The sequence below is a fragment of the Micromonospora sp. CNZ285 genome (assembly GCF_004637285.1).
In genome coordinates this window covers 2,409,950-2,432,967 of record NZ_SPQD01000001.1, presented here as the reverse complement: position 1 = coordinate 2,432,967, position 23,018 = coordinate 2,409,950, and the positions used below count along the sequence as shown (strand labels likewise).

Annotated in this window: 4 protein-coding genes; all 4 read left to right on the top strand. The window is 75.1% G+C overall.

Features of this window, described 5'->3' with window-relative positions; genetic code table 11:
* Positions 1-499: 499 nt before the first annotated feature.
* Genes CLT75_RS11135 through CLT75_RS11120 form a run of 4 tightly spaced genes read left to right on the top strand, consistent with a single transcriptional unit; the run spans position 500 to position 22,960 of the window.
* Positions 500-6,673: a non-ribosomal peptide synthetase gene (locus CLT75_RS11135; protein ID WP_486485129.1), complete on the top strand. Its 6,174-nt coding sequence runs from the start codon at positions 500-502 to the stop codon at positions 6,671-6,673.
* Complete coding sequence (locus tag CLT75_RS11130) at positions 6,670-14,556, top strand: non-ribosomal peptide synthetase (protein ID WP_135240731.1); 7,887 nt, start codon at positions 6,670-6,672, stop codon at positions 14,554-14,556. The genes CLT75_RS11135 and CLT75_RS11130 overlap by 4 nt, the downstream gene beginning before the upstream one ends.
* Positions 14,553-21,740 carry a non-ribosomal peptide synthetase gene (locus CLT75_RS11125; RefSeq protein ID WP_135240730.1) on the top strand — a complete coding sequence of 2,396 codons (7,188 nt, stop codon included), beginning with the start codon at positions 14,553-14,555 and terminating at the stop codon, positions 21,738-21,740. Before CLT75_RS11130 ends, CLT75_RS11125 begins: the two co-directional genes overlap by 4 nt.
* On the top strand, positions 21,737-22,960 hold the full coding sequence (locus CLT75_RS11120) for a cytochrome P450 (RefSeq protein WP_135240729.1): 1,224 nt from the start codon (positions 21,737-21,739) through the stop codon (positions 22,958-22,960). Before CLT75_RS11125 ends, CLT75_RS11120 begins: the two co-directional genes overlap by 4 nt.
* The last annotated feature ends 58 nt before the right edge of the window (positions 22,961-23,018 follow it).

The window sequence follows — 23,018 nt, the reverse complement described above, 5'->3', positions numbered from 1 at the left end:
CCGGGCGCCCGCCCCCGCCGCCATCTGCGGCGATGCGTGAAAAGGCGTCCCTGAATGGGCGTCCGTTCTCGAAGATCCACGTCGAGTTGCCGTCCATCGATCATCGGCTTCCCGACAGGATGGGGTTTGCGAGAGCGTCGGACGGCGTTGCAGAATGAGTCCGTCCGGAGGTGTCGGGGGATCTGCGTCCGGAAACGAACTTAAGGATCGTAAAGGTCGCTTGGGAGTGATTCTGTGATCTCTCGTTTGTGGTCGTAGCGGGACCAAATCCGACATACGGCTACGTGGGATGGCGTCCAGCCAGGCCCTGCCCCTGATCAGTACGAGCGGTGGAATGGGTCGTGCATACGACCGATTTCCGCCTTGCCATGCATTTCGCCCGATGGGTGAATGAATGGGCATGGCGCTTCGGGATGTCTGACCGAATTGCGCGCCGACGCAATCGCATGCGTCGGTAATCGCTTGTCGCCTGCCGGTTTCCAGTCGAGGAGAATTCGAATTGCGCCAGCTAGAGAACTGTGTCCAGGTTGATTACTCTCCGTCGTTCTCCCAGCACCGCATGTGGTTCCTCGACCGGTTGGCCGGTGGTCGCGACACCGCGTACGTCACGACTCCGATGTGGCGGGTGCACGGCCGGCTCGACCGGGAACGGTTCCAGAAGGCGGTGGACACGGTGGTCGACCGGCACGACGCGCTGCGCGCCCGTTTCGTGGAACGCGACGGCATGCCCCGCGTCGTCCTGCCGCCGTCGGCCGACACCCCCGTCGACTGGCGCGCCGCCACCTCGGCCGCCGAGGTCGCCCGGGCGGCCGAGGCGGAGGCGGAGCGGCCGTTCGACCTGGCCACCGGACCGCTGCTGCGGGTCGTCGTCTGGACGCTCACCGACACCGAGCACGTGGTCCTGGCGGCGACGCACCACATCGCCTCCGACGGCTGGTCGGTCGGCCTGCTGGCTCGCGAGCTGGCCGCCGCGTACGCCGGGGAACCCCTGCCCGAGCTGCCCGTCCGGTACGTCGACTACGCCGAGCGGCAGCGCCGTGAGCTCGACGGCGACCGGCTCCGCGCCGACCTGGACTACTGGCGTGACCGGCTCGCCGGCCTGCCCGCGCTGACCCTGCCCACCGACCGGCCCGCGCCGGAGCGACCCTCGCACGCGGCGGCGACCACCGAGTTCGTCCTCGGCCCCGACCTGGTGGCCGGCCTGCACCGGGTCGGCCGGGAACACGGCGCCACGCTCTACATGACGCTGCTGGCCGCGTTCCAGGTGCTGCTGGGCCGGTGGAGCGGGCAGGACGACTTCGGCATCGGGTCCCCGGTGGCCGGCCGTGACCGGCCCGAGGTGGAGAACCTCATCGGACTGTTCGTCAACACGGTGGTCATGCGCGCCGACCTGAGTGGCGACCCGACGTTCGCCGAGCTGCTCGGCCGGGTCCGCGACGACGCCCTCGACGCGCTCGACCACCAGGAGGTCCCGTACGAGCGGGTGGTCCGCGAGTTGCGGCCCGAGCGGCCGGACACCGACTCGCTGATCGACGCCTGGTTCGCGATGCAGAACGTGCCGGGCGACGGCCCCTCGGCCGGACCGCTGCGCTTCACCGACTTCGAGACCGACCGCCCCAAGGCGCTGTTCGCGGTGTCGTTGTTCGCCCAGCCGCGCGGCGACGAACTCGCCATGACGCTGGTCTACCGGACGGATCTGTTCGATGCGGTGTCGATCGGTCGGTTGGTGGGTCGGTGTCGGGAGTTGTTGGTGGCGGTGGTGGCTGATCCGGGTGTGCGGGTTGGTGGGTTGGGGTTGCCGTCGGGGGAGCGGGGTGTGTTGCGGCGTTTCGGTGCGCCGGAGGTGGTGGGCCGGGTGGTGGATCCGGTGGTGGGGTTTGAGGAGCGGGTGCGGCGTGGTGTGGGTGCGGTGGCGGTGGTTGCTGCTGGTGGGGTGGTGTCGTACGGGGAGTTGAACGCGCGGGCTAATCGGGTGGCGTGGTGGTTGCGGGGCCGTGGTGTGGGTCCGGAGTCGCTGGTGGGTGTCCGGTTGCCGCGTGGGGTGGACATGCTCGCGGCGGTGTTGGGTGTGCTGAAGGCGGGTGGGGCGTATGTGCCGATCGACCCCTCCTGGCCGGCCGCCCGGGTCGACGTCGTCCGCGCGGACGCCGGGCTCGACATCCTGCTCGACGGCGAGCTGCCGGATGGCGGCCGTGACGACGACCCCGGTGTGCCGGTCGCGGACGGGCAGTTGGCGTATGTCATCTACACGTCGGGCTCGACCGGCCGGCCCAAGGGTGTCGGGGTGTCGCGGGCGGCGATGGCCGCGCACGTGTCCCGGATGCGACGCCGGTTCGGGCTCGGGCCGGCCGACCGGGTGCTCCAGTTCGCCGCCCTGGCCTTCGACGCCTCGATCGACCAGATCTTCCCCGCGCTGAGCTGCGGGGCCGCGCTGGTGCTGCCCGAGCACGGCCTGGTCGCCCCGGCCACCCTGCTGCCGCTGCTGGCCCGGCACGGCGTGACGCTGGCCAACCTGCCGCCGGCGTACTTCGGCGAACTGGTCGCCGAGCTGACCGAACGGGACGGCGAGGTACCGCGCGACCTGCGGCTGATGGTGCTCGGCGGCGACCGTGTCCGCCCCGACGACGTGGACCGTTTCGCGTCCCGGTGCCCCGACGTGACAGTGCTCAACGCGTACGGCCCGACCGAGACCACGGTCACCACGACGGTCGCCGACCTTCCGCCGGGCCTCACCGGCACGCCGTCGATCGGCCGGGCGGTGGGGGACCGCGCGTTGTACGTGCTGGACGGTTCGCTGGCCGAGGTGCCGGTGGGTGCGGTGGGCGAGTTGTTCGTCGGCGGCACGCAGTTGGCCCGGGGTTATCTGGGCCGGCCGGGCGCGACGGCGGAGCGGTTCGTGCCGGACCCGTTCGGTGATGAGCCGGGTGGCCGGCTGTACCGGACCGGGGACCTGGTGCGGTGGCGTGCGGACGGGCAACTCGAGTTCCGGGGCCGGGCCGACGGTCAGGTGAAGGTCCGCGGGTTCCGGGTCGAGGTGGGCGAGGTCGAGGCCCGCCTGCGGGAACACCCGGGCGTACGCGACGCGGTGGTGATCGCCTGGCAGGACCGCCTCGTCGCCTACCTGGGCGCGGACGGCGTGACCGCCGACGAGGTACGGCGGTGGCTGGGCGAGCGGCTGCCCGAGTTCATGGTGCCGGCGGTGGTGATCGTCCTCGACGAGCTGCCGCGCACCGTCGGCGGCAAGGTCGACCGGGACCGGCTCCCGGACCCGGAGGGCCACCGTCCGGAGGTGAGCGTGGGCTTCGAGGGCCCGCGTAACCCGACCGAGGAGGCGATCGCGGACGTCTGGCGGCAGGTGCTGCGCGTCGACCGGATCGGCATCCACGACGACTTCTTCGACCTGGGCGGCCACTCCCTGCTCGCCACCCTCGCGGTCGCCCGCCTGGTGAAGGCGCTCGACCGTCCCGTCGACGTGCGGACCTTCTTCGCCCACCCGACCATCGCCGAGTTCGCCGCCGCACTGCCCGCGTCCTCCGCCGGGGCCGCGCCCGCGATCACCCGGCTACGGCGCAGCGGCGACTTCCCGCTCTCGTTCGCGCAGGAGCGGATGTGGTTCCTGCACCGGCTGGAGCCCGACGCGCCCGACTACATGGCGGCGCTGGCCTGGCGGGTGGACGGACCGCTGCACCGGGACCGCCTCGACCGGGCGCTGCGGCAGCTCGTCGACCGGCACGAGTCGCTGCGGACCACCTTCCCGGTGGTCGGCACGCAGCCGGTGCAGCGGGTCGCCGCCGTCGGCGACGTGACCGCCGACTGGTACGACACCCGATCCGCCGCCGACCCGTACACCGAGGCGGTGGCGCAGGCCGAGCGGGAGCTGCACCGCCCGTTCGACCTGGCGTCCGGCCCGCTGTTCCGGGCCCTGGTCTGGCAGCTCGGGCCGGAGGACCACCTGCTCGTGCTGGCCATGCACCACATCGTCTCCGACGGCTGGTCGATGGGCGTGCTGGTACGCGAACTGGGCGCCGCCTACGCCGGGGAGTCGCTGCCGGAACTGCCGGTGCAGTACGCCGACTACGCCGGCTGGCAGCGCCGGGAACTCACCGGCGAGCGCCTCGACACCGAACTGGCCCACTGGCGCGAGCGGCTGGCCGGCCTGCCCGCGCTGGAACTGCCCACCGACCGGCCCCGGCCGGCCCGCCCGTCCTGGGCCGGCGCGACCCACGAGTTCACCCTGGACCCCGAACTGGTGGCCGCGCTGGAACGGATCGGCCGGGCGCACGGCGCCACGCTCTACATGACGCTGCTGGCCGCCTTCCAGGCGGTGCTGGCCCGCTGGACCGGGCAGGACGACTTCGGCGTCGGGGTGCCGGTGGCCGGGCGTACCCGGCCCGAGGTGGAGAACGTCATCGGCTTCTTCGTCAACACCCTGGTGATGCGCGCCGACCTGAGCGGCGACCCGACGTTCACCGAGCTGCTCGGCCGGGTCCGCGACCGGGCGCTGGACGCCTACCAGTACCAGGAGCTCCCCTTCGAGCGGGTGGTGGAGGAGCTGCGCCCCGACCGGGAGGCCGGCCGGTCCCCGCTGTTCCAGGCCATGTTCGACCTGGAGGTGCGCTCGATCGCGGCGCCCCGGCTCGGCGCCGCGCGGCTGCGTCCCGCCGAGATCCCGTTCGACGTTACCAAGTTCGACCTGATGGTCACCTTCACCACCGACCCCGGCGCGGCCGGCGGGTTCGTGCAGTACCGGACGGATCTGTTCGATGCGGTGTCGATCGGTCGGTTGGTGGGTCGGTGTCGGGAGTTGTTGGTGGCGGTGGTGGCTGATCCGGGTGTGCGGGTTGGTGGGTTGGGGTTGCCGTCGGGGGAGCGGGGTGTGTTGCGGCGTTTCGGTGCGCCGGAGGTGGTGGGCCGGGTGGTGGATCCGGTGGTGGGGTTTGAGGAGCGGGTGCGGCGTGGTGTGGGTGCGGTGGCGGTGGTTGCTGCTGGTGGGGTGGTGTCGTACGGGGAGTTGAACGCGCGGGCTAATCGGGTGGCGTGGTGGTTGCGGGGCCGTGGTGTGGGTCCGGAGTCGCTGGTGGGTGTCCGGTTGCCGCGTGGGGTGGACATGCTCGCGGCGGTGTTGGGTGTGCTGAAGGCGGGTGGGGCGTATGTGCCGATCGACCCGTCCTGGCCGGCGCAGCGGCGGGAGCTGCTGACCTCCGACCTCGGCGTGAGCGTGGTGCTGGACGGCGAGTTGCCGGACGGTGGCCGTGACGACGACCCGGGTGTGCCGGTGGACGGCGGCCAGTTGGCGTATGTGATCTACACGTCGGGCTCGACCGGCCGGCCCAAGGGTGTCGGGGTGTCGCGGGCGGCGATGGCCGCGCACGTGTCCCGGATGCGACGCCGGTTCGGGCTCGGCCCGGCCGACCGGGTGCTCCAGTTCGCCGCCCTGGCCTTCGACGCCTCCGTCGAGCAGATCTTCCCCGCGCTGAGCTGCGGGGCCGCGCTGGTGCTGCCCGAGCACGGCCTGGTCGCCCCGGCCCAGCTCGTCGCCGACGTGGAACGGCACCGGGTGACGGTGATGGAGGTCGTCCCCGGCTACCTCACCGAGCTGATCGCCGAGGTCACCGCCGACGGCACCTCCGCGCCCACCTGGAGCCCGGCCGCGCTGCGGCTGCTGGTACTCGGCGGGGACGAGGTACGCCCGGCCGACCTGGCCTGGTGGCGGCGGCACCACCCGGACGTCGCGGTGGTCAACACGTACGGCCCGACCGAGACCACGATCAGCGCCACCGTCTACGACGTGCCGTCCGCTGTGGACGGTGCGGTGCCGATCGGCCGGGCGGTGGGGGACCGCGCGTTGTACGTGCTGGACGGTTCGCTGGCCGAGGTGCCGGTGGGTGCGGTGGGCGAGTTGTTCGTCGGCGGCACGCAGTTGGCCCGGGGTTATCTGGGCCGGCCGGGCGCCACGGCGGAGCGGTTCGTGCCGGACCCGTTCGGTGATGAGCCGGGTGGCCGGCTGTACCGGACCGGGGACCTGGTGCGGTGGCGTGCGGACGGGCAGTTGGAGTTCCGCGGCCGGGCCGACGGCCAGGTGAAGGTCCGCGGCTTCCGGGTCGAGGTGGGCGAGGTCGAGGCCCGCCTGCGGGAACACCCGGGCGTACGCGACGCGGTCGTCATCGCCTGGCAGGACCGCCTCGTCGCCTACCTGGCCGGCGACGCGGTCTCAGTCGACGACCTGCGCGACCGGCTGAGCGAGCGGCTGCCCGAGTTCATGGTGCCGGCGGTGGTGATCGTCCTCGACGAGCTGCCGCGCACCGTCGGCGGCAAGGTCGACCGGGACCGGCTGCCCGACCCGGCCGGCTACCGGGCCGCGCCCGGCGCCGACACCGAACCGCCGCGTACGCCCACCGAGGAGGCGATCGCGGACGTCTGGCGGCAGGTGCTGCGCGTCGACCGGATCGGCATCCACGACAACTTCTTCCACCTGGGCGGCCACTCCCTGCTCGCCACCCGGGTCGCCATCCGGCTGCGCGCGGTCTTCGGCTGCGAGGTGGCCGTCCGCACCCTCTTCGAACAGCCCACCGTGGCGCGACTCGCGGTGGCAGTCGAGGACCGGCTGATGGCCGAGATCGCCGCGATGAGCGACGAGGACGTCGAGCAGGCACTGAAGGAGCAGCAGGCATGAGCACCATCCACGGCTTGGTCGAGGCGCAGGTCCGGCGGACCCCGGACGCGGTCGCCCTGGAGTTCGAGGGCGCGGAGCTGACCTACCGCGAGCTGGACCGGCGGGCGAACCGGCTCGCCCACGCCCTGCGCCGCCGCGGCGCCGGGCCCGAGACGGTCGTCGCCGTCGGCGCCCAGCGGTCCCTGGACCTGCTGGTCGTCCTGCTCGGCGTCCTCAAGAGCGGCGCGGCGTACCTGCCGCTGGACCTGGAGCTGCCCACCGACCGGCTGACCTACATGGCCGGTCAGGCCGGTGCGGTGGCAGTGGTCCGCGGCCCCGGCATGGACATCGACCTGGGCCTGCCCGGCCTGCCGGAACTGACTGTCGCCGACACCACGGACGAGTCCGCCGAGCCGTGCGACGTCGCCGTCGACGAGCGCAACGCCTGCTACGTCATGTACACCTCCGGCTCGACCGGGCGGCCCAAGGGCGTCGTCGTCGAGCACCGGGGCGTGGTCAACCGGCTGCGCTGGGGCCAGCACGAATACGGCATGACCTCCGACGAGCGGGTGCTGCAGAAGACCCCGTACGCCTTCGACGTGTCCGTGCACGAGCTGTTCTGGCCCCTGACCGTCGGCGCGCGGCTGATCCTCGCCCGGCCCGGCGGGCACCGGGACACCCGGTACCTGGTGGAGATCATCCGCAGCCGGGAGATCACCAGCGTGCACTTCATCCCGACCATGCTGGCGCTGTTCGTCGGCGAACCCGGCGTCGCCGGGTGCCACAGCCTGCGCCGCATCCTCGCCAGCGGCGAGGCGCTCCCCACCGACCTGCAGAACCGGGTGCTGCGCGTCCTGCCCGACGTCGAACTGCACAACCTGTACGGCCCGACCGAGGCGTCCATCGAGGTCAGCGCCTGGGCCTGCCGGCCGGAGTGGACCGGGGCGAGCGTGCCGATCGGCGCGGCCGTCGACAACACCCAGCTGCACATCCTCGACCCCGAGCTGCGTCCCGTGACCGGCGAGGACCCGGGAGAGCTGTACCTGGCCGGTGTGCAGCTCGCCCGCGGCTACGTCGGCCGGCCGGGCCTGACCGCCGAGCGTTTCCTGCCCGACCCGTACGGCGAGCCGGGCGGGCGGATGTACCGCAGCGGCGACCTGGCCGGCTGGCACCGCCCCGGCGTGGTCGACTACCTCGGCCGGGTCGACGAGCAGGTCAAGCTCGCCGGCAACCGGATCGAGCTGGGCGAGATCCAGGCGGTGCTCGACGACCAGCCCGGCGTACGCGCCTCGGTGGTGGTGGCCACCGGTGAGGCCGCCGAGAAGCGCCTCGTCGCCTACGTCGTCGGGGACCGTCTCGACGTCGGCGAGCTGCGGGACCGGCTGGCCGGACGGCTGCCCGGCTACATGGTGCCGTCGACGTTCGTGCCGCTGGCCGAGCTGCCGCTGACCCCGAGCGGCAAGCTGGACCGCAAGGCGCTGCCCGCCCCGGACCGCCCCGAGATGGCCGTGGCGTACCGGGCCCCGGAGAACCCGGTCCAGGAACGCCTCGCCAAGGTCTGGACCGACGTGTTCGGCGTCGCCCGGGTCGGCGTCGACGACACGTTCTTCGCCCTCGGCGGGCACTCCCTGCTGGCCGTACGGCTGATCGCCCGCCTGCGCGAGGAACTGGGCGTGGAGGTGTCGCTGCGCGACCTGTTCGAAGGACTGACCGTGTCCGGCCTGGCCGAGACCGTCGCGGACGCGCCCGCCACCGACCCGGCACCGGCACTGGTCGCCGGCGCCGACGACGCCCCGGCCGTGGCGTCGTTCGGCCAGGAGCGGCTGCTGTTCCTGCACCGCATCCACCCGGACAGCCCCAGCTACGTCATCCCGGTCGCCTGGCGGGTCGACGGGCACCTCGACGAGGACACGCTGCGCCGGGCCCTGCACCGGCTCGCCGCCCGGCACGACGCGCTGCGTACCCGCTTCGCCGGCGACACCCCTGTGGTGGACCCGGAGCCCACCGTGGCACTGACCCGGCTCGGCGCCGCCGCCTGGACCGACGAGGCGGCCGCCGCGCTGATCCGCGAGCCGTTCGACCTGGCGGCCGGGCCCCTGTGGCGCGCCACGCTGGTCCGCCTGCCCGGGCACGACGTGCTGCTGCTCGTGCTGCATCACCTGGTCGCCGACGGCTGGTCGCTCGGCGTCGTCGCGCGCGAGCTGGCCGAGTTGTACGCCGGCGCGACGCCGCCCGCGCCGCCGGTGCGCTACGCCGACTTCGCCCGCTGGCAGCGCGCCGACCTCCGCCCGGACCGCGTCGCCGCCGAACTGGACTGGTGGCGCGACACGCTCGACGGCGTACCCGCGCTGGAGCTGCCCACCGACCGGCCCCGCCCGGCGGTGCTCGGCGCGGACGGCGCCACCCACCGCTTCGCGTTGCCGGGCGACGCGCTGCCCCGGCTCGCCGCGCTGGCCCGGGAGCAGCGGACCACAGTACACACGGTCCTGCTGGCCGCGTTCCAGGCGCTGCTCGGACGGTGGAGCGGCCAGCACGACTTCGCCGTCGGCACCCCGGTCGCCGGCCGGACGCGCGGCGAGCTGGAGAACGTCGTCGGCTTCTTCGTCAACACGCTCGCGGTCCGCGCCGACCTGACCGGCGACCCCACGCTGGCCGAGCTGGTCGGGCGGGTCCGCGCGGCCACCCTGGGCGCCTACGACCACCAGGACGTGCCGTTCGAGCAGGTGGTCGCGCAGCTGCGGCCCGAGCGGGACCTCAGCCGCACCCCGGTCTACCAGACCATGTTCGCGCTGCGGGACACCTCGGTGACCGCGCTGCGGCTGCCCGGACGGACCGTGACCGAGCTGCCGCTGGGCTGGCGCACCGCCAAGTTCGACCTCACCCTCTTCGTCGACCAGGCGCCCGACGGCACCCTGACCGGCCTGTTCGAGTACGCCACCGACCTGTTCACCCCGGCCACCGTGGAGCGTCTCGCCGACGCGTACGCCCGGCTGCTCGACGCGCTGGCCGACGACCCCGGCACCCGGCTCGGTGACTGGCCGGCCGTCGACCCCGCCGAGTGGGACGCGCTGCGCGCGGCGGGCACCGCCGCGACACCGGAGCTGCCCGCCCGGCCGCTGCACCACCTCGTCGCCGACCGGGTCGCCACCGGCGGCGACCGTCCCGCGGTGGTCGACGGCCCGGTCGTGTGGACGTACGCCGAACTGGACCGGCAGGCGAACCGGCTGGCTCACCACCTGCTCGCCCTCGGCGTGGGCCCGGAGACCGTGGTGGCGGTCAGCCTTCCCCGCGGCGCCGGTCTGGTCCGCGCGCAGCTCGCCGTGCTCCGGGCCGGCGGCGCCTACCTGCCGCTGGACGCCGACCAGCCGGCCGGGCGCAGCCGGCACATGATCGCCGACACCGGCGCCACGGTGCTGGTCACCGCCGACGGGCACCACGACGGCGCGGGCCTGGACTGCCGCGTCGTGGACCTGGTCCGCGACGCCGCCGAGGTGGACCGGCGGCCGGCGACCGACCCGGCGATCCCGGTCGACCCGGAGCAGCTCGGTTACGTCGTCTACACCTCCGGCTCCACCGGCCGCCCCAAGGGCATCGGGATCACCCACCGCGGTCTGGTCCGCACCGTCCACGACGGCGGGTACCTGACCCTCGGGCCGGACGACCGGGTCGCCTTCGCTGCCAACCCGGTCTTCGACGCGGCCACCTTCGAGGTGTGGGCCACCCTGGTCGCCGGGGCGACACTCGTGGTCACCCCGCCCGACGTGGCGCTGTCCACCGCCGCCCTGGCCGCGCACCTGGCGCGGCACCGGGTCACCACGCTGTTCCTCACCACCGCGCTGTTCCACCAGGTCGCCCGGGAACGCCCGGACGTCCTGGGCGGCCTGCGGCACGTGCTGTTCGGCGGGGAGGCCGCCGACCCGGCCGCGGTGGACGGCCTGCTCGCCCACGGCGGCCCCGGCCGGCTGCTGCACATGTACGGCCCGGCCGAGTCCACCACCTTCGGCACCTGGCACCAGGTCACCGCGCCGGCCGGCGCGGGCAGCGTCCCGATCGGCCGGCCGATGCACCACACCACCGCGTACGTGGTGGACCCGGCGCTGCGGCCCGTCCCGGTCGGGGTGGTCGGTGAGCTGCTGCTCGGCGGCGCCGGGCTGGCCCGCGGTTACGTCGGCGCGCCCGCCCGCACCGCCGAGCGGTTCCTGCCGGACCCCTTCGGAGCGCTCGGTGGCCGGGTCTACCGCACCGGTGACCTGGTGCGCTGGACCGCCGACGGGGTGCTGGAGTTCGTCGGCCGGGCCGACGGCCAGGTGAAGGTCCGCGGGTTCCGGGTCGAGCCCGGCGAGATCGAGACGGCGGTCCGCCGCCACCCGGCGGTCCGCGACGCGGTGGTGCTCGCCCGCCCCGACCGGGCCGGCGTGCTCAGCCTGGTCGCGTACGTCGCCGCCGACCCGGCCGAACTGGGCGACCTGCGGGCCCACCTCGGACGGACGCTGCCGGCGTACCTGGTGCCGGCCGCCGTGGTGGTCCTCGACGAGCTGCCGCTGACCCGCAACGGCAAGGTCGACCGGGCCGCCCTGCCCGAACCGTCGTACGCCGCCGGGGCGGGCCGCCGCGAACCGGTCACGGAACTGGAGCGGCACCTCGCGGAGATCTTCACCGAGGTGCTCGGCGTCGCCGACCCGGGCATGGACGACGACTTCTTCGCCCTCGGCGGGCACTCGCTGCTGGCCATCAAGGTGGTCGGCGCGGTCGCCGCCCGCACCGGCCGGGAACTCACCTTCCGGGACCTGTTCACCGCCCGCAGCATCGCCGGGCTGGCCCGCCTGCTCGACGACGCCGAGCCGCTCGTCACCCCGATCGGCAGGGGCACCGCGACCACCGGGCTGCCCGTCTCCTTCGGACAGGAACGGCTGGTCTTCCTCGACCGGCTGGAGGGCGCCGGCCCGGCGTACACGATCCCGCTGGCCTGGCGGCTGACCGGACCGCTGGACGCCGACCGGCTGGCCGCCGCGCTCGACGCGCTCGTCGACCGGCACGAGTCGCTGCGTACCCGGTTCACGCTCGCCGACGGCGTGGTCCGCCAGGACGTGGTGCCCGGCTGGGACGGCCTGGACCGGCGCGTCGCCGCCACCGAGGCCGAGGCGGCGGACGCGCTGGCCCGGGAGGCCCGGCGGCCGTTCGCGCTGACCACCGGGCCGCTGTTCCGGGCCGTGCTGTGGCGCGCCGGTGACGTCCACCTGCTGCTGCTCGCCATGCACCACGCCGTCTCCGACGGCTGGTCGGCGGCGGTGCTGGTCCGGGAGCTGGAGGCCGGGTACGACGGGACGAAGGCGCCCCGGCCGCCGGTCCGCTACGCCGACTTCGCCGCCTGGCAGCGGCAGCGGCTCGCCGGTGACCGGCTGCGCGGGGAACTGGCCCACTGGCGGCAGCGGCTGGCCGGCCTGCCGACGCTGGAGCTGCCCACCGACCGGCCCCGGCCGGCGGTGCGCGACGGCGCCGGCGCGAGCGTCGGCTTCCGCGTCGAGCCGGACACCGTGGCCGCGCTGGAACGGCTCGGCGCCGCGCACGGCGCGACGCTGTTCATGACGCTGCTCGCCGCCTACCAGGTGCTGCTGGGCCGGTGGAGCGGCCAGAGCGACTTCGCTGTCGGCACGCCGGTGGCCGGGCGGGACCGGCCCGAGGTCCGCGACGTGGTCGGGTTCTTCCTCAACACGCTCGTGCTGCGGGCGGACCTGACCGGCCGTCCCACCTTCACCGAACTGCTCGGCCGGGTCCGCGACGACGCGCTGGCCGCGTACGAGCACCAGGAACTGCCGTTCGGGCGGCTGGTCGAGGAGCTGAGCCCGGACCGGGACCTGAGCCGTTCGCCGCTGTTCCAGGCGCTGTTCAGCTACAACGACTGGACGCTGGACACGCTGCGGCTCGGGTCCGCCGCCGGTGCCGCCCACCCGGTCGACCGGGGCGCGGCGAAGCTCGACCTGACCCTGGAGCTGGTGCACGGCCCGGACGGGCTGACCGGCTCGCTCGACTACACCACAGACATCTTCGACGCGGACACGATCCGGCGGATGGCCGGGGCGTACCAGCGGGTGCTGCGGGCCGTGGCCGCCGACCCGGCGGCCGGGATCGGCGACCTGCCGCTGGCCGACCCGGTCGCGCCGGCCGCGGTGACCCGGCCGGCCACGCCGTTCCGGTCGCTGCCCGACCGCATCGCAGACCAGGTACGCGCCACCCCGGACGCCACCGCGCTGGTCGGCCCCGGCGGCGAGCTGACCTACGCGGAGCTGGACCGGCGCGCCGACCAGCTGGCCCACCACCTGCGCACGCGGGGCGTCGGCCCGGAGGACCGGGTCGGCCTGCGGCTGCCCCGCGGCGTCGACACGGTGGTCGCCGTGCTCGGCGTCTGGAAGGCCGGGGCGGCGTTCGTCGGACTCGACCCGGACCTGCCGCCGCGCCGCCTGGCGCAGCTCGCCGACGACGCCGGGGTACGGCTGGTGCTCGACCCGGAGACGCTGGCCCGGAGCCGGGCCGACGTCCTGCCGGCCGACCCGCCGGCCGTCGCCGTCGACCCCGCCCGGCTCGCCTACCTGGTCTACACCTCCGGATCCACCGGACGACCCAAGGGTGTGCTGGCCGAGCACGGCGCGGTCACCGCGTACCTCGACACCATCCTGGCCCACTACCGGCTGGGCGCCGGCGACGTCGTCCTGCAACGGGCCTCGCCCGCCTTCGACGCGTTCCTGCGCGACTGCGTCGGCCCGCTCACCGTCGGCGCGACGGTCCTGATCGCCGAACGGTCCGACCTGTCCACGATCGCCACCGACCTGCCCGGCCGGCCCGCGCCGACCGCGCTGCTGAGCATGGTCCCGTCGCTGCTGCACCAGCTCCTCGACGCCGGAGACGTCGCCGCGGCGACGCTGCCCGCGCTGCGGCTGCTGGTGCTCAGCGGCGAGCCGTGCACCCCGGAGCTGCTCGCCAAGGTGCACACCGCGCTGCCCGCGCTGCGCCGGGTCGTCAACCAGTACGGCCCCACCGAGGCCACCGTCACCACCACTGTCGCCGACCTCGACCCGGGGACGCCCTGCGAGTCGGTCACCATCGGCGTGCCGATGCCCGGCACGTACGTGCGGGTGCTCGACGAGGCGATGCGCCCGGTGCCGGTGGGCGTCTTCGGCGAGGTGCACATCGGCGGCACCGGGGTCAGCCGCGGCTACCGCAACCGGCCCGGCCTGACCGCGGCGGCGTACCTGCCGGACCCGGCCGGACCGCCCGGCGCGCGGATGTACCGCACCGGCGACGCGGCCCGCCTGCTGGCGGACGGGACGCTGGAGTTCCGGGGCCGGCTGGACCGGCAGGTCAAGGTACGCGGCGTCCGGGTCGAACCGGCCGAGGTGGAGGCCGCCCTGGCCGCTCACCCCGGGGTCGGCGCGGCGGCCGTGGTGGCCCGCCCGGACGGACCGGACGGCTGGCGGCTCGCCGGCTACGCCCAGCGGATCCCGGGCGGCGGCGTCACCGAGGCGGACCTGCGCCGCCACCTGGAGGACCGCCTGCCGTACGCGATGATCCCGGCCGAGCTGCTGGTCCTCGACGCCCTGCCGCTGCTCGGAAACGGCAAGGTCGACCGGGCGGCGCTGCCGGAGATCCGGGCCGAGCGGCCCGCCGTGGACCGGGTGGCTCCGCGCACCGACACCGAGCGGGTCATCGCCGAGATCTGGGCCGAGCTGCTGGACCGGCCCGACGTCGGCGTCGAGGACGACTTCTTCGCCCTCGGCGGCCACTCACTCACCGCGCTGCGCGTCATCTCCCGGCTGCGCGACCGGCTGGCCGCCCCGCTGACCCTGCGCGCCTTCTTCGAAGCCCGCACCATCGCCCGGCTCGCCCGGAAACTGGAGGAGACCCGATGACCGCCCTCACCCCCGCCCAGCACGAGCTGCTCCGCCGGCGGCTCGCCGGAGCGGCCCCCGCGACCGCCCCGGCCGGGATCACCCGGGGCAGCGGCACCCGTGACCTGCCGGTCTCCTTCGGACAGGAACGCCTGGTCTTCCTCGACCGGCTCGACGGCGCCGGCGCGGCGTACACCATCCCGGTCGCGTGGCGGCTCACCGGGCCGCTGGACCGGGAGCGGCTCGACGCGGCGTTCGCGGCCCTGGTCCGGCGGCACGAGTCGCTGCGCACCCGGTTCACCGTCGTCGACGGGGTGGTCCGGCAGGACATCGTGGACGGCTGGGCGGGCGTCGACTGGCGGGTCGCCACCGACGCCGCCGAGGTCGCGGCGGCGGCCCGGGCGGCGGCGGGGGAGCCGTTCGACCTGGAGACCGGGCCGCTGTTCCGGGTCACCGGGTGGCGGCTCACGCCCACCGACCACGTGGTGCTGCTGACCCTGCACCACATCGTCGCCGACGGCTGGTCGATGGGCGTGCTGGTCCGCGACCTGGAGGCGTTCTACACCGGTGACCCGTCGCCCGAGCCGCCGGTGCGGTACGCCGACTACGCGGCCTGGCAGCGCCGCACCGCCACCGAGCAGCGCGTGGAGCGGGACCTCGCGTACTGGGCCGACCGGCTGGCCGGGCTGCCGCCGCTGGCGCTGCCCACCGACGGCGACCGCCCGGCCGGACGCTCCACCGCCGGGGCCACCTGCGACTTCACCGTCGGATCGGAGCTGGTGACCGCGCTGGAGCAGCTCGCCAAGGAGCGCGGCGCCACCCTGTACATGGTCCTGCTGGCGGCGTTCGAGGTCCTGCTGTCCCGGCTGTGCGGGCAGGTCGACTTCGGTGTCGGCACCCCGGTCGCCGGCCGGACCCGGCCGGAGGTCGAACAGGTCGTCGGTTTCTTCGTGAACACGCTCGTGCTGCGGGCCGACCTGGCCGGGAACCCGTCCTTCGGTGACCTGCTCGACCGGGTCCGCGCCGACGCCCTCGGCGCGTACGACCACCAGGAGACGCCGTTCGAGCGGGTCGTCGACCGGGTCGGCGCGGACCGCAGCCTCGACCGCACACCCCTGTTCCAGGCCATGTTCAGCCTCGACGACGACGCCGACGACCGCCCGGTACGCCTCGGCGCGGTCACCGGCGCGCGGTTCGACCTGGACCTCGACGCGGTCAAGTTCGACCTCATCCTGCAGACCGCGCGCCGCCCCGACGGGCTGGCCGCCGCCTTCTTCCACCGGGCCGACCTGTGGCGCCCGGAGACCACGCGGCGCTGGGCGGGGCAGTACCTGCGGCTGCTGGAACAGGCGGTCGCCCACCCGGACACCCCGCTGGCCGAGCTGGACCTGCTGCCCGCCGACGAACGGCACCTGATCGCCGGCTGGACCGCCCCGGTCCGCGAGTACCCCTCGCCGGACCTGCTGCACGAACGGTTCGCCCGCCACGTCGCCGCCGACCCGCACCGGGTCGCGGTGGTGGCGGGGGAGCAGCGGGTCGACTACGCCGGCCTGAACGCGCGGGCGAACCAGCTCGCGCACCGGCTCCGCGCGGCCGGCGTCGGGCCGGAGACGACAGTGGCGCTCTGCGTGCGCCGCGACGCCGACCTGGCCGTCGGCATCCTCGGCATCCTCAAGGCCGGCGGGACGTACGTGCCGCTGGACCCGGAGCACCCGCGGGACCGGCTCGCGTACGTGGTCGCCGACGCGGGCGTACGGCTGGCCGTCGTCTCACCGGAACTCGCCGACCGGGTGCCGGTGGCGCCGGCCGGGGTGCTGCGCCTGGACACGCTCGACGGTGAGCCGACGACGGATCCGGAGCCGGTCACCGACGCCGATCACCTCGCGTACGTCATCTACACCTCCGGCTCCACCGGCCGGCCCAAGGGCGTGGGTGTCGCGCACCGGCAGGTGGTCCGCCTCCTGGACTCCTGCGTGGACGCGCTCGACCTGCCGCCGGGCGGGGTGTGGAGCCTGTTCCACTCGTACGCCTTCGACTTCTCGGTCTGGGAGCTGTGGGGCGCGCTGACCCGGGGCGGCACCGTCGTGCTCGTCGACCGGGACACCGCCCGCGACCCGGAGCGGTTCGCCGGCCTGCTGGCGCGGGAGCGCGTGACCATGCTCAGCCAGACCCCGGGAGCGTTCCGCAACCTGCGCGCGGCGCTCGGCGACCGGCCGTTGGCCGACCTCGGCGTGCGGCACGTGGTGCTGGGCGGCGAGAAGCTCGACCTGCCCGAGCTGGACGGCTGGCTGGACGGCCCGGGCGCCGGCGTGCGGCTGGTGAACATGTACGGCATCACCGAGACCACCGTGCACGTCACCCACCGCCTGGTCACCGCCGCGGACCTGACCGGCGACGCCGTCTCCCCGATCGGGCGGGCCCTCGGCGACCTGACCGTGCACGTGCTGGACCGGCACCTGCGGCCGGTCCCGATCGGGGCCACCGGCGAGATGTACGTCGGTGGCGCCGGACTGGCCCGCGGCTACCTGGGCCGGCCGGGGCTGACCGCGGAGCGGTTCGTGCCGGACCCGTTCTCCACCGTTCCGGGGGCGCGGCTCTACCGCACCGGCGACCGGGCCCGCCACCTGCCCGGCGGCGAGCTGGAGTACCGGGGACGCGCCGACGACCAGGTGAAGATCCGGGGGCACCGGATCGAGCTGGGCGAGGTGGAGGCCGCGCTGCTGCGCCATCCCGCCGTCGCGCAGGCCGCCGTGGTGGCCCGGGGCGCCCGCAGCGGCGAGCACCGGCTGCACGCGTACCTGGTCGTCGGCGCCGGGCTGACCGGTGAGGAACTGCGGCGCTGGCTGCGCGACCGGCTGCCCGAGGCGATGGTGCCCGCCACGTTCACCGTGCTGCCGGCGCTGCCGCTGACCGCGAACGGCAAGGTGGACCGGCGGGCGCTGCCCGACGCCGGCGGGCCGGCGCTGGACACCACCCGCGAGCACGTCCCGCCGGCCACCCCCACCGAGCGGGCGCTGGCCGAGGTGTGGTGCGCCGCCCTCGGGGTGGACCGGATCGGCGTCACCGACCGGTTCTTCGACCTCGGCGGGGACTCGATCCTCGCGCTGCGCGTGGTGGGGCTCGCCGAGCGGCGCGGTCTCACCGTGGCGCTGCGCGACGTCTTCGCCCACCAGGCGCTCGGCGAGCTGGCCCGGGCCGTCGACGCCGCCGCCGCCGACGGCGACTCCGCCGCGGCCGGGCCGGTGGAGCCGTTCGCGATGGTCGCGCCGGCCGACCGGGACCGGCTGCCCGCCGGCCTGACGGACGCGTACCCGCTGACCCGGATGCAGCAGGGCATGCTCTACGAACTGCTCGCCGACGCCGGCAAGGGCGCGTACCACAACGTGACCAGCTTCCGGGTGCAGGAGCCGGCCGGGTTCGACGCCACCGCCATGCAGGCCGCTGCCGACGCGGTGGTCGACCGGTACGAGATCCTGCGCACCGGCTTCGACTGGAGCTCCTACGAGGAGCCGCTGCAACTGGTGCACGAGCGGGCCGCGCTGCCGGTCGGGGTGGACGACCTGCGCGGCCTGACCGGGGCGGAGCAGGCCCGGCGGGTCCGGGAGTACCTGCACGCCGAATCGGTGCGCTGGTTCGAACTGGCCGAGCCGCCGCTGATCCGGCTGCACGTGCACGTGCTGAACGACGCCGAGTACCGGCTCACCATCACCGACTGCCACGCCGTCCTGGACGGCTGGAGCCTGACCTCGCTCATCGCCGAGCTGGTCGACCGGCACCGCCGCGTGGTCACCGGCGCGGGCCCGGAGCCGGCCGCCGGTCCGGTGCCGCGCTTCGCCGAGTACGTGGCGCTGGAACGCGCCGCGGTGGACGACCCGGCGGCCCGGGCGTTCTGGGACGACATGGTGGAGCGGTTCCCGCCGGTACGGGTGCCCCGCTCGGTCGGCGCGGCGCCCGCCGACAAGTCGACGTGCGAGGTGGTACGCGACTACGCGCACCTGCGCGACGGCATCGACGCGCTGGCCGCCCGCGCCGGGGTGCCCCGCAAGACGGTCCTGTTCACCGCCTACTACCACCTGATGGGCCAGCTCGCCGACGGCGAGGCGTACTCGACCGGCTTCGCCACGAACGGGCGGCCCGAGCGGGCCGGCGCGGAGGGCATGCGCGGCCTGTTCCTCAACGTGGTGCCCTTCGGCGTCCGGTCGTCCGCGACGACCTGGCTCGGGCTGCTCCGGGACGTGTTCGCCGCCGAGCGGGACCTGCTGCCGCACCGCCGGTTCCCGCTCGCCGAGGTGCAGCGCGGCCGGTGGGCCGGTGAGGTGCTCGTCGACACCGCCTTCAACTACGTGCACTTCCACGCGCTGGGCAACGAGCACAAGCAGGAGATCGAGGAGATCGCCCGGACCAACTTCGGGCTGATGGTCACCACCGGCCCGCAGGGCGTGTCCGTCGAGGCCGACGCCGGGCGGATGTCGCCGGGGGAGGTGGAGCGGCTCGCCGACGCGTACTGCGCGCTGCTGGCCGCGATGGTCGCCGACCCGCAGGCGGCGCCGGGCGTGCCGGCCGCCGACGGCGCGACCCGGACCCCGGCCACGGCCGCCGCGGCGGACCCGCGCAGCGTGGTCGACGTGCTGGCCGCCCGGGTCGCCGCCGGGCCGGAGCGGGTCGCGCTGGCCCTCGACGGGACGACGCTGAGCTACGCCGAGCTGGACGCGCGGGCCAACCGCGTCGCGCACCACCTGCGGCGCCACGGCGCCGGTCCGGAGCGGGTCGTCGGGCTCTGCGCGGAACGGTCGGTGGACCTGATCGTCGGCATGCTCGGCATCCTCAAGTCCGGTGCGGCGTACCTGCCGCTGGACCCGCGCGACCCGCGCGCCCGCCTGGAGCTGCTCGCGGCGGACGCCGGGGCGGACCTGGTGCTGGCGCAGCCGGCCTGGCGGCACCAGGTGCCGGCCGGGGCCGCCACGGTGGTCACGCTGGCCGAGGAGACGTTCGCCGGGGAGCCGGCCGGGCCGCCGGTGCCGGGGCCGGACGCCGACAACGTGGCGTGCGTGCTCTACACCTCCGGTTCCACCGGGCGGCCCAAGGGCATCGCGGTGGCCCACCGGGCGATCGTGGACTCGTTGCTGGGGCAGGACTTCGTCCACCTCGGCCCGGACGAGACGGTGCTGCACCTGAGCAGCGTCAACTGGGACGCGGCGCTGTTCGAGATCTTCGGCCCGCTGCTGCACGGCGGCACCTGCGCGCTCTATCCGGCGCAACCGCTCACCCCGGCCGGCATCGTGGCCGCGATCCGCCGGCACGGCGTGACCACCGCGTTCCTCACCACCACCCTGTTCAACCTGGCGGTCGAGCAGGTGCCGGCGGAGCTGGGCGAGCTGCGGCAGATCGTCTTCGGCGGGGAGGCGGCGTCCGCGCCGCACTGCCGGGACCTGGCCGCGCGCTGGCCGCACCTGCGCCTGGTGAACGGGTACGGACCGGTCGAGACGATCTTCATCGTCACCGCGCACCAGGTCCGTGACCTGCCGGCGGACGCGGTCAGCGTGCCGATCGGCCGGCCGCTGGCCCGGACCACCGTGCTGGTGCTCGACGACGCGCTGCGCCCGGCGCCGGTCGGCGTGGCCGGCGAGATCTACCTGGGTGGCGACGCGCTGGCGCGCGGCTACGTCGGGCAGCCGGGGCTGACCGCCGACCGGTTCGTGCCGGACCCGGCCGGTGGCGGGCGGCGGCTCTACCGCACCGGCGACCGGGGACGTCTGCGGGCCGACGGCACGCTGGACTTCGGCGGCCGGGTCGACGGACAGGTCAAGATCCGCGGCCGGCGCATCGAGCTCGGCGAGATCGAGGCGGCGCTGTCGGCGCGTCCCGACGTGGCGATGGCGGCGGTGGCCGCCCGTGCCGACCAGCCCGGCGACGCCCGGCTCGTCGCGTACCTGGTGCCTGTCGCCGGGCTGGACCTGCCCGACGCCGACGTGCTGCGCCGCTGGCTGCGCGAGCGGCTGCCGGCCTACCTGGTGCCGTCCGCGTTCGTCGCGCTGGACGCGCTGCCGGTGACCGGCAACGGCAAGCTCGACCGGGCCGCGCTGCCGGAGCCGACGGCGGCGCCGGAACGCCCGTACGTGGAGCCGCGCACCGAGGTCGAGGCGACGCTGGCGAAGCTGTGGGCGGAGACGCTGCGGCTGGACCGGGTCGGCGTGCACGACGACTTCTTCGACCTCGGCGGGCATTCGCTGGCCATCGTGCGGCTCGCCGCCCGCGCCTGCGACCTGGGCCTGCCGGTCGGGGTGGCGGACCTGGTCGAGCACCCGACCGTCGCGACCCTGGCCACCGCGATCGCCGCCCGCGACCGCGGCCCGGAAGGAGCGGCGGTACGGTACGAGGGCGGCGTGGTGGTGACCCTGCGCGACGGCGACCCCGGCCTGCGTCCCCTGTGGTGCGTGCACCCCAGCGGCGGCAGCGTCGCCTGGTACCTGCCGCTGGCGCAGGCGCTGCCCGCCGGCCGGCCGGTGCGCGGCCTCCAGGCCCGGGGCATCGACGGCGGCGTCGACGCCGACACGATGACCGGCCTGGCCGACGACTACCTGCGGGAGCTGCGCGCGCACCAGCCGCACGGCCCGTACGCGCTGCTCGGCTGGTCGATGGGCGCCAACATCGCCCAGGAGATGGCGATCCGGCTGACCGCCGCCGGCGAGCGGGTGGACGTCCTGCTGCTGCTCGAACCGGCGGTGCCGGACGAGACCGGCATGTTCGCCGTCACCGAGGCGCTGGACCTGCTCGACCGGGCGGTCGCGATGCGCGCGGCGATCCGGGAGCTGACACCGGGCACCCCGGCCCGGCTCAGCCAGGAGCGTGAGCTGGTGGCCACGCTGCTGGCGGCCGGCGTCGACGAGTCCGAGGCGGCGCTGGGCGCCGACTGGCCGGTGGCGATGTGGACGGCGCTGCTGCGCGCCGCCGCCGGCTACCGCCCGCAGCCCTACCGCGGGCCGGCGCACCTGCTGGTCACCGCCGAGGCGGCCACCGCCGGACCGGGCCGCCCCTCGGTGGTCGCCGGGGAGAACGGGTCCGCCTACGAGCGGCGCTGCCGGGAGATGTTCCCGGACGCGCTCACCGTCCACCACCTGCCCGGCACCCACCGGAGCATGGTCACCGAACCGGGCGTGGCGGCCGTCGCCGCCCTCGCCGCCGAGCTGCTGGAGCGTACGGCATGAGCACCGCGATCCTGACCGACCGTTACCTGCTGGACGACGACCTCGTCGCCGACCCGTACCCGTACCTGGCCGCGCTGCGGGCCGCCGAGCCGGTGCACTGGAGCCCGGTGCACCGAGCCTGGCTGGTCACCGGGTACGAGCCCGCCGCGGCCTGCTACACGATGCCGGAGATCTCCGCGGACCGGATCAGCCCGATGCTGGCCCAGACGCCGCTGGAACTGCTCAGCCCCGAGGCGGCCCGGGCGTTCTCCATCATGGCGGGCTGGATGGTCTTCGTGGACCCGCCCGAGCACCGCCGGCTGCGCAGCGTCTTCCGCGGCGCGTTCGGGGCCCGGCAGGTGCGGCGCAACCGCCCGATGGTGCAGGAGGCGGTGAGCCGGCTGGCCGCCCGGGCCGGCGGCGGCGAGGGCGCCATCGACCTGGTGGCCGACTTCGCCCGCCCGCTCCCGGCGACCGTCGCCGCGGCCTGGATGGGCGTACCGGCCGAGGACACCGCGATGTTCCAGCGCTGGGCGATCGAGGTGGGCGACCTGGCCCTGGGCTCGGTGCAGTCGCCGGAGGAGCACGAGCGCTCGCAGCAGGCGCTGCTGGACCTGTTCGACTACCTGCGGGTGCTGGTGCGGGCCCGGCGGGCCGCGCCCCGCGAGGACCTGATCAGCGCGGCGCTCGCCAACGGCCTGGTGGGCGAGTCGGTGAGCGAGGACGAGTTCGTCGCCATGCTCACCCACGTGGCGTTCGCCGGCGGCGAGACCACCAGCAACCTGATCGCGGTCGGCACCTGGAACCTGCTGCGCCACCCCGGCCAGCTCGCCCTGCTGCGGGCCGAACCGGAGCTGGCCGCGGTGGCGGTGGAGGAACTGCTGCGCTTCGACGGGCCGTCCAAGATGTCCATCCGGCACGTCAAGGACGACGTCGAGCTGGCCGGGCAGCGGCTGCGCGCCGGCCAGCGGCTCTACGTGGTCACCGCCGGGGCGAACCGGGATCCGGCCCGCTTCGACCGCCCGGACGAGCTGGACCTGCGCCGGCATCCGAACCCGCACCTGGGGTTCGGGCAGGGCGGGCACTTCTGCCTGGGTGCCCCGCTGGCCCGGCTGGTTGCCGGCGCCGCGCTGACCGACCTGCTGGCCGCGGCGCCCGGCCTGGCGCTCGCCGGCACCGAGGTGCGGTGGCAGCCGTCGCTGCTCAACCGCAGCCTCGCCGCGCTGCCGGTCCGGCTCTGACACCCGCGGGCCACTCGGGCCCGCGCCGCACACCCCCCGGCCGCCCGGCCGGGATCCG